Origin of the sequence: Aeoliella fuhlenseeensis (assembly GCF_052161615.1) — a bacterium.
Taxonomy (GTDB): domain Bacteria; phylum Planctomycetota; class Planctomycetia; order Pirellulales; family Lacipirellulaceae; genus Aeoliella.
Window position 1 is genome coordinate 4862797 of sequence record NZ_CP197417.1, and the last position, 12633, is coordinate 4875429.

The 12633-nt window shown below is 61.6% G+C and carries 8 protein-coding genes; 2 read left to right on the plus strand and 6 right to left on the minus strand.

Annotated elements, in window-relative coordinates; genetic code table 11:
- Nucleotides 1-15 precede the first annotated feature (15 nt).
- The 3 genes from sdhA to SH292x_RS19055 all read right to left on the minus strand — a co-directional run bounded on the left by sdhA (nt 16) and on the right by SH292x_RS19055 (nt 4669).
- The gene (gene sdhA / locus SH292x_RS19045) at nt 16-2049 is read right to left on the minus strand and encodes a succinate dehydrogenase flavoprotein subunit (RefSeq protein WP_442482608.1); all 2034 of its coding nucleotides are present in this window, start codon (nt 2047-2049) and stop codon (nt 16-18) included.
- Between the two features lie 4 nt (nt 2050-2053).
- Nucleotides 2054-2920, minus strand: a complete 867-nt coding sequence (locus SH292x_RS19050) for a succinate dehydrogenase cytochrome b558 subunit (RefSeq protein ID WP_442482609.1) — start codon at nt 2918-2920, stop codon at nt 2054-2056.
- A 156-nt stretch (nt 2921-3076) separates the two neighbouring features.
- Nucleotides 3077-4669 (minus strand): tetratricopeptide repeat protein, encoded by a 1593-nt coding sequence (locus SH292x_RS19055; protein WP_442482610.1) that lies wholly within the window; start codon nt 4667-4669, stop codon nt 3077-3079.
- A 443-nt stretch (nt 4670-5112) separates the two neighbouring features.
- Here SH292x_RS19055 and SH292x_RS19060 point away from each other — a divergent pair, with 443 nt between their 5' ends.
- Complete coding sequence (locus SH292x_RS19060; RefSeq protein ID WP_442482611.1) at nt 5113-6360, plus strand: TolC family protein; 1248 nt, start codon at nt 5113-5115, stop codon at nt 6358-6360.
- Nucleotides 6361-6498: 138 nt separating this feature from the next.
- Entirely contained in the window at nt 6499-7257 is a 759-nt protein-coding gene (locus tag SH292x_RS19065; protein WP_442482612.1) for an SGNH/GDSL hydrolase family protein, read from the plus strand.
- On the opposite strand, the gene SH292x_RS19070 is transcribed toward SH292x_RS19065, so the two are convergent.
- The 3 genes from SH292x_RS19070 to SH292x_RS19080 form a co-directional block, all read right to left on the minus strand.
- Nucleotides 7244-10165 (minus strand): family 43 glycosylhydrolase, encoded by a 2922-nt coding sequence (locus tag SH292x_RS19070; protein ID WP_442482613.1) that lies wholly within the window; start codon nt 10163-10165, stop codon nt 7244-7246. The two genes, SH292x_RS19065 and SH292x_RS19070, sit on opposite strands and share 14 nt — an antisense overlap.
- Nucleotides 10166-10551: 386 nt before the next feature.
- Nucleotides 10552-11109, minus strand: a complete 558-nt coding sequence (locus tag SH292x_RS19075; RefSeq protein ID WP_442482614.1) for an antibiotic biosynthesis monooxygenase — start codon at nt 11107-11109, stop codon at nt 10552-10554.
- A 50-nt stretch (nt 11110-11159) separates the two neighbouring features.
- Nucleotides 11160-12581: a sulfatase-like hydrolase/transferase gene (locus SH292x_RS19080; protein ID WP_442482615.1), complete on the minus strand. Its 1422-nt coding sequence runs from the start codon at nt 12579-12581 to the stop codon at nt 11160-11162.
- Nucleotides 12582-12633: the final 52 nt, after the last annotated feature.

A 12633-nucleotide genomic window follows, 5' to 3' on the forward strand; every position in this document is an offset into this window, starting at 1 on the left:
TCAACCACTCGCTGGCTATCGGGCCGCAGGTGCCGGGTCGCGCGATACCGCGGCGGCTCCGTTGGCAGCTTCGGTCACACCCTTCGCTCCGCCACTCGCGGCCTGCGCCTGGCGTTCTTTCCACACTTGTTCGATGATGTCGCCACCCACAATGCCGTACAAACGCGGGCGTGGCGGGATAAGCGACGTGTCGACGTCTTCGTAGGTGAGCGTTGGATTGCCCTTGGAGTCGAACGACGCGACGGTGCTCTTGAGGAACTTGCGATTCTTCTCCTCGAACTTATCGCACCACCGCTCGGCTTCGCGGCGACGCTCCGCCGGGTCCACCGACTCGACGCCCGGCATGTCAAACGCCGGCTTGTAGTGGGCACCGCGGCACTCGTCGCGCTTGAGCGCGCCGGCGAGGATTGCCTTGGCGATGGGGAACATGGCGAGCAGGTTCTTGGTGAACGTCACGTTCTGATTGGTCCACATGCCGGTGTCGGAGAGCGAGCAGTGGCGGGCCCGCTCGTGCAGTTCCGAAACATGCTCGAGCGCCGCGGCTAGCTGATCGTTCTGGCGAACCACCGTGGCGGCCTTGGTCATCTCCTGGCCGAGCTCTTGGTGTAGCAGGTAGGGATTCTCGCCACCGGCCGGTGCTTCGAGCAGTTGCTTGTGCAGCATTTCCTGCTTCGAGCGCTCGGCACGGTGCAACAGATCGAACCGCTCGTCGCTGGCCGAGTACTTCAGCGAGTTGAGCGAGGTTTGCAGGCAGGGCCCCAGGAACAGGCCGGTGAAAATGCAGGACAGCAGCGAGTTGGCACCAAGGCGGTTTGCACCGTGGTACTGGTAGTCGCACTCGCCGATGGCGTAGAGACCTGGGATGTTGGTTTGCTGGTTCAAGGGCGACCCCGGAACCAAACCACCCGCGGCCGTTCGCTCGTATCCCACCCACATGCCACCCATTGAATAATGGACGGCAGGGAAAATCTTCATCGGTACGTCGCGCGGATCGACGCCCTGGAACTTCTCGTAAATATGCAGGATGCCGCCGAGCTTGCGATCGAGTTCTTCGCGCGGAATGTGCGTGAGATCGAGATAGACGCACTGCTTGTCGGCTTCGACGCTCAGGCCTTCGTTCACGCAGACATTGAAGATCTCACGCGTCGCGATGTCGCGCGGCACGAGGTTGCCGTACTTGGGATAGCGTTCTTCGAGGAAGTAGTATCGCTCGGACTCGGGAATGTCCTTCGGAGCGCGACTATCCTGCGGTTTGCGCGGCACCCACACCCGGCCACCTTCGCCACGGGCCGACTCGCTCATCAAACGAAGTTTATCGGAGCCCGGGATCGCGGTGGGGTGGACCTGAATGAACTCGGCATTGCCGTAGTGGGCACCGGCCATCACGCTGCGGCTCGCGGCGCTGCCGTTGCACGCCATGCTCATCGTGCTGCGTCCGAAGATCAAACCGCAACCACCGGTGGCCAGCACCACGGCGTCGGCCGGGAACGCCCGGATCTCCATCGTCACCAGGTTCTGCGCGGTCGCTCCGCGGCAACGACCATCGTCGTCGATGATGGGGCCCAGGTAGTCCCAGTTCTCATAGCTGGTCACTTTGCCATCGACCTTCGCGCGGCGAACCTGCTCGTCGAGCGCGTAGAGCAGTTGCTGCCCCGTCGTGGCACCGGCGAAGGCGGTCCGCTTGAACAGCGTGCCACCGAACCGCCGTTGGTCGCGGTAGCCTTCTTGCGTGCGATTGAAAGGGACGCCGATGCGTTCCATCAAATCGATGATCCGCGGAGCCCACTCGGTCATCTCCTTGACCGGCGGCTGGTGCTGCAGGAAGTCGCCACCGTAGACGGTGTCGTCGAAGTGCAGGTACTCGCTATCGCCTTGCTGGCGCGTGGTGGCGTTGACGCTGTTGATACCACCTTGGGCGCAAACGCTGTGCGAGCGCTTCACGGGGCCGAGCGCCATCAAGTCGACGTGGATGTCGAGCTCGGCGAGCTTCATGGCGGCAGCCAAACCCGCTAGGCCACCACCGACGATCAATACACGCTGCTTGGCCATGGCGTTATTCTCCACTCTCGGTCGTAGGGGCGGGCGAGCTCACCGGTTCGGCCGACAGTGCGGGACCCTCGCCCGGGCTGCGATGGTGGCTTCGCTTGTGTTCGTCCGGCGGAATCAAGCCGGCGTCCACTTTGTTTTGGTACATCTCGTCTTCAATCTTCTGGGCCGCAGCGACCGATTCGGGGGTCGCTCCGATTTCGCGGGCTCCCCACAAAGCTCCCAACCCAACGCCGGCGAGCAACACCGAGCCGGCGAGGCAAACGTACAGCGCGCGAGTCTGTGCCTGCGGACGAGTCCACACGCCCCACGTGATGCCGGCGGTCCAGATACCATTGAAGAAGTGGAACGCCGCGGCAATCACACCCAGGGCATAAAGAAACGCCACGAGCAAATTCTGCAGCGCGACGCCGACGGTCGAAGCGGCGTTGTAGGGACTGAACTGCGCCCCGCCCCAACGGTGAGCAATCTCCAGCCACCACTCGAAGTGGAACCAGCCATGCATCTGGAACACGTGCCAGATGATAAAAAAGAACAAGTACAAACCCGAGATGCGCTGAAGCGTGTATCGCCAGTTCGCCTCGTACGGGTAGTTCCTGTTATTGGGCACCATGTCGGCGATGATCGCCAGACCGACAAAGGCGTGAAACAAAATCGGCAGGAAGATGAACGTCCATTCGACAAGCGGCAGGATCGGACCCAGCGCGTGAATGGCGTGGACGTTATTCTGAAAGGCCCGCGCACCGTCCAGAATGCTCGCGTTGACGAGCAGGTGAACGCAGACATACCCGCCGAAAATGATACCCGTGAGCGAATGCAAACGGCGAATCAGAAAATCGTGGCGGACAAAAAACGACGGCTCAGTTCCAGCCACCGCGACACCTCTTGCGTGGGGTACCAGACGGCCCGCGATTCGGGGCGGCCTCGGCTCCACGTGAGCGTTGGGGTGCCCTTCAGACCGCGGGTGAAGACGACTACCCGTAGTATAGGGGGGCCACCCCAAGTCGCAAGGTGGGCAAACGATGACACGCTACAGGTTCCGGACCTCCATAGCCGAAAGCGAGGCAGCTTCCCGCTGTGCGGTCGGGCCCAGCTCGGAACGCTTGGCGCGGTACTGCTCGGCAAGCTCGGTGCGGCCAAGCTGCTCGAGCACTGGAATTAACCGGTCGTACGCTTTTTGGTACTTGTCGTCGAATTCAATGGCGGTGGTGTAGGACTGGACGGCGTCTTCCAGGTTGCCGAGGTTCTCGTAGCACAGGGCCCGCTTGTAGAAGTTCGTGGGATTCTCCGACTCCAGCAGGATGCACTCGTTGAAGCTCTCGATCGCGTTCTCGTATTCGCCCAGTTGGAAGTAGGCGTGGGCGCGGTTCAGGTAGGCGTCCGTGTAGACGTTGCTGAACGAGATGGCCGTATTGTAGGCGCGAATCGCTTCGCGATAGTCACCCATCTTGGCATACGCCATGCCCTGCCAGAGGTAGGCACGGGCGTCTTCGTAGTTCAGGGCTTGGGTGCTCTTGAGGTCGCGCAGCGCCAGCTCTTCTTCACCCATCAGCGTGAAGCAAATCGCGCGGCGGAAGTACGCCTCGCCCTGTTCGCGGTTGTAGCTGATCGACTTGCTGAAGTCCTTGACCGCTGCCCCGTACTGATCCATGAATCGATGCGCGATGCCGCGGTGACGATACGCTTCGGCACGCGAAGGGTCGTAGTTCTTATCTTCGGGCAATAGCTCAATCAGCTTGTCGGCGGTCGCAATCGCCTTCTCGAAGGCGGCACGGGCTTCGTTTTCGTCCGTGGCAATTTTGCCAAGTTCCTCGTACACCACGGCGAGCGTGATGTAGCCCTGAATGAAGGGAATGTCTTCTTGGCCTTCTTCGGGCTTGTACAGCTCGATCGCCTTCTCCAGAGCGTCAACCGAGCTTTGGAAGTTCTTCTGAGTGATCTCAAGCGTGGCCAGCGTCAGGTAGTTCTCGTACGACTCCGGGTCGAGTTCGATGGCCTTGTTGAGGTCGGCCATCGCCTCGGGCACTTTGTTCATCGATGCGTATGCAGTGCCGCGGAGGCGATACGCCTCGGCGTCGTTCGGGTTCTCTTCCAGGTACTTGGTCAGCAGCGGCTCGGCCTGGGCACCGGCACCAGGGCTAAACGGGCTGGCAATCGCCAGTGCCTTGCCGAGCGCGAAGGCGTAGCGGAGGTCGTTGGGATTGGACGCTACCGCGGCTTGCAAGTCCGGCACCGCGGTACCAATGAACTGGTTGCCCATGTCCAGGTACATCTTGCCACGTTGGTACTGCGTTTCGGCGCGCAGCGTTTTCGAGGCCTCGTCGGCGCGGTTGGTGTAGTCCATCGCCGTCTTAAAATCGGCGAGGGCGTCCTGCGGAAGGTCGAGCGCGGCAAGCGCCTGGCCGCGACCAATATAACCACGTGGGTCGGCCGGAGCGGTGGCAATCGCTTCGGTGAACGCCTCGCGAGCGGCCTCCCAATTCTCTTCCTGAAGCGCCGCGGCACCACGCTCCAGCGCCGTGCCCGAGGCAGCATCCAGATTGTCCTGGGCCGAAGCCGCCTGAAGACCAAGCACCATCGCCAGGGACAGAGACCATGCGAAACGTGAAAAGTTCGTTGCCATTCGTCAGCTACCAGTGCGAAAGTGGGGGCCTCGGCATTCGTGCGCCGAGAAACTCGTAGAGGCTTCAGTTTTCAGGAGAACCGTCCGCAGCCAGTGCCGCGTGCGGGGCTGTAATTCATCATTGCCGCGCCCCGCAGCAGGGGCAAATAAATCCCCAGCCGCGGCGTACCAGCGCGCTTGTCCTTATCATCGTACTGGCAAGGCTAGCACTTACCGTGCGAATAGGACGGGATTGCAGTTTTCTTCGGGTTTCAGTTCAGGTCCTGGCGATCGCAACGGCCGGGCAACCTTCACCGCCTGCCGCCACCACAGTCTATTTGCTGCGGAATCGTGCGCCGCGGCGCTGTGAAGCTGTAAGGCCTCGCTACAAACCATTCCACCACTACCGGTGCTACGTCCGATTTCTAAGGAGCCTGCCTCAGAATCCTACCCCGAGCGTCGTCATGCGTGTCCGTGTCATCCTCGCTAGCCTGGCATTGCTTGCTGTATCCCTTGGATACGGCCGGGCCGCCGAAGTGGTTCAACCCGCTGAGGTACTGCAGCTGGAGTCGGCCGAGGCGATCGCCACCAGTTCGCACCCCGCGCTAGCCGAAGCCGCGGCCCGCGTCCGCGCCGCCCGGGCCAACACGCTGCAAGTTGGCCTGCCGCCGAATCCTACGGTGGGCTACATGGGAACCGAAATTGGCAACGACGGCCGTGCGGGCCAGCAAGGCATGTACGCCGAGCAGCAGTTCATCCGCGGCAACAAGCTGGAACTCAACCGCGCCATCGCCTCGCAGGAAGTCCGCGAACTGGAGCAGCAGTACCAAGTCGAGCAACTACGCGTCCTCACCGCGGTTCGCATCGCGTTCTACGAAGTCTACCTCGCCCAGCGCGAGATCGAACTTAGCCACCAACTCGTCGGCGTCGGCCAGCAAGCGGCGAGCTCCGTCGAGAAGCTGATGGAAGCCCAAGAGGCCCGCAAGATCGACGTGCTCCAGGCCGAGATCGAACTCGAGCGGATCAACGTCAAACTCTCGCAGGCCCACGCCAAACACGCCGGTGCGTGGCGACGCCTGGCGGCCGCGATGGGGCAACCCAACCTGGCCGTGCAGCACGTCGACGCCGATCCCGCGAAGCTCGCGTGGCCTCACGACTGGGAAACCTCGCGCGAGATGCTGCTTGCCAGCAGCCCCGAGGTCGCCGCACTACTGGCCGACATCTCGCGAGCCCGCGCCGCGATCGCCCGGGCGTGCGTCGAGCCGGTGCCCGATGTGACCGCGCAGGTGGCGATGCAGTACGACAACGCCACGCAGGACCCCATCGCTGGCGTGCAGCTTGGTATGCCCATTCCGGTGTGGAATCGCAACCAAGGTGGCATCGGTCGCGCGCGGCATGAACTGACCGCCGCCAGTCGCCGATTGGACGCCGTGGAGCTCGACCTCACTGGCAAACTCGCCGAGCGGATGCGGCAGTTCGAAACCGCCAAAGCCCAGGCCGACGCCTACCAGTCGGGCATCCTCCGCCGCGCCGATGAGAACCTCGACCTCGTACGGCAAAGCTACGAGGCGGGCGAATCGGGCTACCTCGAACTGCTCACCGTGCAGCGGACTTACTTCGAGTCGAATCTCGACTATCTCTCCACGCTCGGCGAAGTGAACCAGGCCGTCCAGCAACTTGCCGGCCTCTTAGTCGGTACACGGACCGAGTGACTTTCGTCACGTTGCGGCTGTGTGTTGCTTTCGCAGGCCCCGCTCGCTGGCTACACTGAAAGCCCAGCCAGCGAGGATCCTTATCCGCGCTGGTGGACTCGACGAATCAACTTTTCGACCTATCGCGGAGGTGGAGCGATGCAGCGCAACTTAGAGCGGCGTGAGTTTTTGGCAACCGGCGTGGCGATGGGGGCTCTCGGCCTCGGGGCTGCGAGTACGGCGATTGCCGCCGAAACAAAGTCCGCCAGCGCGCCGCTCATTCAGCCCGGATGGAACATCCTGTTCCAGGGCGACAGCATCACCGATGCGGGACGTAAGAAAGACGCGTCCGCGGCCAACGATCAAGCCGCGCTCGGCGGTGGTTACGCCTTCCTCGCGGCTGCCGAACTGTTGGTCGATCACCCCGATGCGGACCTCAAGATTTACAACCGCGGCATCAGCGGCAACAAGGTGCATCAACTCGCCGAGCGCTGGCAACAAGACTGCATCGACCTCAAGCCCAACGTCCTCAGCGTCTTGATCGGCGTGAACGATATCTGGCACGGGCTGAATGGCCAGTACGATGGCACGGTCGAAACCTACCGCGACGACTATCGCAAGCTGCTCGAGCGAACCAAGCAGGAACTGCCCGAGGTGAAGCTCGTCGTGTGCGAACCGTTCGTGCTCCGCTGTGGCGCGGTAACCGACAAATGGTTCCCCGAGTTCGACAAGTACCGCGCGGCCGCTAAGGAAATCTCCGACGAGTTCGCCACGGTGTGGGTGCCGTTCCAAACCATGTTCGACGACGCCGTGAAGCTCGCCCCTCCAGAGCACTGGGCTGGCGATGGCGTGCATCCTTCGCCCGCCGGTAACGCCCTGATGGCCTACACCTGGATGAAGTGCGTTAACGCGGCGTAAGGCGAATCACCGTCAGCGAGTACGCCGGCACTCGGTGCTCGATCGTAGCGCCGCACTTCAGTTTCGACTCCGTGGGCCAAACGATGGCCGCGGCGTCCTTGGGGTTGGCGTCGAGCGGCGCGCCTGTGAGTGTCGTGCAGCGCGCGATGGGTTGAAACGTTTGGGTGCCGGCGAGCTTAAAGGCAACCGGCACGCTGCTTGGCCCGTTGTTGACGATCTTCACCACGACGTCGCCTGTGCTGCTGTCGCGAACCACCGACATCGGTAGCGGGCTTTCCGTGGCGAGGTACTCGTCGCCGCTGTTCGCCGAGAACATCTGCTGGACGTAGTAGCTGATCGTGGGATGCACTTCGGTGTTGGTGAAGTAGATGAGGTTCGGGTCCCACTGGGTACTGCCGACCTTGCCCAACAGGGGAGCGTACGACGACATGCTCACCACGTCGCCATTGCGTTCGAGGTGCGTCATGTACGCCGCTTCGGCGAGCGCCGCCTGCAGCGTCGAGCGGCGATCGGGTTCGTGCGCCGCGAACTCGCCTAGATAGACTTTCGACTCCGATCGGTCGTAGCCGTCGTAGCGAGTTAGGTTCTGCAAAAACCAATCGGGCGTGCGGTAGTAATGCTCGTCGACCATCGCCAACTTCAGCAGCCGCGTCAGCTCCCACCCTTTCTCGAAATCTTCCCCTTCCGAGAAGGGCCCCACGGTACCAATCAAGGTGATCTCGGGGTGCTTCTCGGCAATGGCGTCGCGAATGCGTCGGAAACGATCGGCAAAGTCCGGCGTGATGTGGTCTTCGTTCCCTACGCCCAGGTACTCTAGACCAAACGGCTCAGGGTGCCCCGCCGCGGCCCGCTTCGCGCCCCACTCCGAATCAACCGAACCGTTGGCGTACTCGATCAAGTCGAGCACTTCGTCGATGTACTCGGGCATCGCGTCGAGCGGTATCGCTTGCTGCCCCTGCCCCCACAGCCCCGTTTTACTCGCCCCCGAATTCTGGCAGCTCACCCCCGCGGACACCACGGGCAGAGGCTTCGCCCCGATGTCTTCGCAAAACTGAAAGTACTCGAAGTACCCCAGGCCCACCGACTGGTGGTAACGCCAGATGTTGCGCTGCCCCTTCCGCTCGTGCACAGGGCCGATGGTGTCCTGCCAGCGGTACATATTGTCGATCCCATCGCCATGCACCAAGCACCCTCCGGGGAAGCGGACGAACTTCGGCTTCAAATCGGAGATGCTCTGGGCGATATCCTTCCGCAATCCATTCTCACGACCGCGAAACGTGTCGCGCGGAAACAGCGACACCATATCGACCGCCACGCGTCCCCTGCCCCGCACCGCGACTACCAGTTTGGCATCGGCGTGCGGACTCTTGGGCACCAGCTCCGCTTCGTACTGCTGCCAACCGCTGGTGATCGAGTCGAGCTTGGCGCTCGCGAGCACTTCGCCACTTGCCGATTCGAGCCGCACCTCAATCGGTCCTCCTTCGCTGGCCACTTGCCGAGCGAACAAGCGAACGACGTACTTCGCCCCCTCCTCGACCGCGATGCCACCGAACCCACCATTCTCCAGGCACACTTCGCCTTCGGGATTGCGTTTGCTGATCACCGCGTAGCTGGGGTTGTTCGCGTGGAGCGATTGATTCGACTCGACCACCGCCGAACCCTGGCCGCCCTCACGCTCCTTGAGCGACCAAGCGGTGAGCGAATGCCACCCGTCGCGATCGGCAGCGGAATACTCGAACGAACGATTCTCAACCAACTCGGCGTACAAGCCTCCGTCGGCAGCGTAGTTCAGGTCCTCGAAGAAGATACCGAACAGGTCCTCGCTGATCGGCTTGCCCCGCTGCTTCAAGTCAATCTCTACGATTACTTCTCGCGGTGCGTTCGAGTCCGTGGCTCCAGCGGCGGCTTGCTTTAAGTCAACTGCGCTCACCGCTTCAAAGACATCCACCGGTGCGATCGTCCCATCGGGGTTGTGACGCAGCGGCGAGAGGCAGGTCTCGCGGTTATAGCCATCGCCGTTAGGAATACGGAAACGGTGATAAGCGATTACCCATTGGTCGAGGTTCGGCAGTTTGCCAATCGAGTGATGGCCTGCCCCTTTCACCGCCCCCTTTTGCTTCAGGATCGGGTTACCAGCCGCCTTGGTAAACGGACCCAGCGGCGAGCCCGACGTGCCATAGGCCACCGAGTACCGCGGGTCGCGGGTGTCGAACTCCGACCAACTCAAGTAGTACACGTCATCGCGGCGGTGAACGAACGGCCCTTCGTTGTAGCCCGGCGGCGTGATGTCGCGAACCTCGGCAGGGTCGAACGAAATCATGTCGTCCGCGAGTGGCACCGCCTTGCATCGCCCCTGCCCCCAGTACAAGTAGGCTTGGCCATCGTCGTCCACAAACACCATCGGGTCGATGCACTGCATGCCCGAGTAATCCTTGGCGGAGACAAGTGGTTTACCCAGCGGATCTTTGAACGGCCCCTCGGGCTTGTCGGCCACCGCGACGCCAATGTTCTTGTCGGCGCTGTAGTAGTAATAGTACTTGCCATCCTTCGTAGCGATCGCCGGGGCCCACGCATGAATGTCGGCCCACTTCAAATCGCGAGGCAAGTCGAGAATCACCCCCTCGTCCTGCCAGTCGACCAGATTGCCGCTCGACCATGCATGAAACGAAGTCGACCTCCAGCCCTCCGTGCCATCGGTGGTCGGGTACAGGTAGCAACGATCGCCAAAGAACGCGATATGCGGATCGGCCCACACGCCAGGTAACACAGCGCCGGGCGGTGGCTGCGTGCGAGCGGCCTCGGCTTCCTGTCCGTTGGCGGTACTTGCGAGACGCAATCCACCGGCAATCAACACCACGAACACTAAACACATTATCGCAAGTTTTTTTATGTTACAGAGTGATGACATAGCAGGTGGCGGTTGAGAGATTCGGGGAAGAACGGCCTCGACGAGAAGGGCCATTCTACCCTAAACCAGCATTCACCACACCCTTTGCCTCTCCTAAAGTTGCGGAAGCGGAAGCGGCCGGCGTCCACAGCATCGGTGGTGCATTCCCTGATTGGTTACCGGGTCGGCACGGGCGATTGTGGGAGGCCGATTCCTAGGGCAGGTCATCGGGCTCGGAGAGCCCTCCCACAATCCACCTACTCCTCCGGACTCAGACAACGTTCAGCCCCGAAGGGGCCCTACATGCCAGCCCAGGGCAAGCGAAGGCGAGGGAGTCGCTCAGGCGCCCCAGGGCGACGCTACGGCTCGTCAGAATCGCGACATCGGGCGGGCGCGAAACGGAGTGTTTATTTTCGTTTTGGGTACAGCCACCAGAAGAACACCCGCGTCAGCGCCGGCATGATCACCCACACCATCAGGATGATGGTCGGAATCATCAGGGCCAGTTTCTCGATCGCCAAGTGAAACCCCGATGTGTACGGAGTCAGCAACCAGGGCATGAGGAACGATAGCGGGTAGAGGCCCACGAGGAGCAATAGCGCCGTCTTCCACCTGGGTGGAGCTTGGGCGACGGCTTGGCTGGGGAGCGTGAACCAACGCTCGATGCCCGTGAGCGAGTTTACTTCCTCGCTCTCGATGATGGTCCCTTCCAGCTTCTTGAGCCACTCGGCACGCACCGGCGAGTCGAGCCACGCTTTGAGATGCTCGGGCGTGTCGAACTGAAGCAGCGTGTGAAACTCCCGGCGATCGAGGCCAGCACGCAAGACGGTGGTCCCCAGGCTCCCTTCAAACTTGGCGAGTTCCGCATGGATTCCACGCGACCACGCTTCGTAATCCGCTTCGTGACCTGCACGAACGCGGCGGGAAAGAATCGTCAGAACGGGGCTATTAAAATGGCGGGTCATGCAAGTATCCATAACGCAGTTACGGAACCTTGAGAAGCCCGCTTGATCCCTCAGCCACGCCACTCCGGATTGCTGGCGTCCTGCGGCAGCGAGTCGTTCCACGCGGCGACCGCGGCGTGCATCGCGTCAACCACTTCGGGATGCTGGTCCGCGACGTTATGCTTCTCGCTGGGGTCCTTGGCGAGATCGTAGAGCTGACGATCCGTGCCGCCGATGTTTTCCAGGTACTTCCAATTCCCCTCGCGCATCGCGAGGTCGGGATTGTCCTCTTTCGAACCCGCACCAAACCCAGGTCGATCAGGAGGACGACGCCAGAAGATGGGTGCCACGCGACTCGACTTCGAACGACCAAGTATTGCATCGCTTAAGTCTTCGCCATCGAGCTTGGCTCCTTCGGGAACGTCAACCTGGCACAGCGAGTAGAGCGAACGATTGAGGTCGATAGCACTGAAGACCGACTCGTCGTTGGTCGAACCCGTGACGCTCTTGTCGAGCAGCCCGGGACCCCACACGATGAGGGGCGAGCGAGTACCTCCTTCATACAGCCACGTTTTCCAACCACGCAGCGGTTTGCTCGAACCGCCAATCGAGTCCTGCGGGCCATTGTCGGAACAGAAGACGATCAGCGTATTGTCGCGGAGCTTCGGATCATCGCGAATGCGATCGAACAGCACACCGAGTTGCTCGTCCATGCTGTCGAGCACTTGGAAATAACGCCCGCGCTGCCTGGGTTTCCAATTCTTCGGATCGGGGAAGTACGGTGAATGCACATCGTCCGGCCAGACGTTGATGTAGAACGGCTCGTCCGCTTGTTCGCTCGCGTCGATGAATTTGATTGCTGCATTGACGAAGCCGCCCGTGATCTCCCACCGCGGAGTCCAAGTAACGGGCTCGCCGAGATTCACGGCGTCTTCCCAAATCTTGCGAGGTTCCGCCCACTTAGGATCGTGCACGATCGGCAACAACTTCGCTCCCATGCCTTCGAAGTTCGTAAGGCTTTGGTCGAAGCCATACTCAGAGATCGCGGGCGCATCGTCCACGTCGCGCTGGCCCCCCATGTGCCACTTGCCAAAGTGCCCCGTGCGGTAGCCAGCCTTTTGAAGCTCGCGGGCGAGAACAGGTGCTGACGGATCGAGCCACTGAGCAACGCCGCGGCGGTCATTCTCTTTGCGATTCGCAAGGTACGAATTCACCCGCCATCGCTGAGGATACTGCCCCGTGGTGAGTGCAACACGAGACGGAGAGCAAATGGGCGAGTTGACGTAGAACTGCGTGAAGCGGTGCCCCTCCTTGGCGAGGCGATCGATGTTCTCGGTGACAGCACGCGTACCGCCAAACGCGGAGACATCGCTCCACCCCATGTCGTCCACAAACACCACCACCACGTTCGGCCGCGAGGCCGCGTGCAACAGACCCGCAGCGGAAACCAGTACGGCGGCAAGCACCAACCGATAAAGAAAGGAGTTTTGCATGCTGTCTTACGTGCCGCCTGGCGAGTGGAGGTGCCGAGATAGTTGGTCACTA

Excerpts from the sequence above, each read along its gene's own strand:
- SH292x_RS19075 (WP_442482614.1), bottom strand. The coding sequence starts at position 11,109 with ATGACCCGCCATTTTAATAGCCCCGTTCTGACGATTCTTTCCCGCCGC.
- sdhA (WP_442482608.1), bottom strand. The coding sequence starts at position 2,049 with ATGGCCAAGCAGCGTGTATTGATCGTCGGTGGTGGCCTAGCGGGTTTG.
- SH292x_RS19060 (WP_442482611.1), top strand. The coding sequence starts at position 5,113 with ATGCGTGTCCGTGTCATCCTCGCTAGCCTGGCATTGCTTGCTGTATCC.
- SH292x_RS19070 (WP_442482613.1), bottom strand. The coding sequence starts at position 10,165 with ATGTCATCACTCTGTAACATAAAAAAACTTGCGATAATGTGTTTAGTG.
- SH292x_RS19065 (WP_442482612.1), top strand. The coding sequence starts at position 6,499 with ATGCAGCGCAACTTAGAGCGGCGTGAGTTTTTGGCAACCGGCGTGGCG.
- SH292x_RS19080 (WP_442482615.1), bottom strand. The coding sequence starts at position 12,581 with ATGCAAAACTCCTTTCTTTATCGGTTGGTGCTTGCCGCCGTACTGGTT.
- SH292x_RS19055 (WP_442482610.1), bottom strand. The coding sequence starts at position 4,669 with ATGGCAACGAACTTTTCACGTTTCGCATGGTCTCTGTCCCTGGCGATG.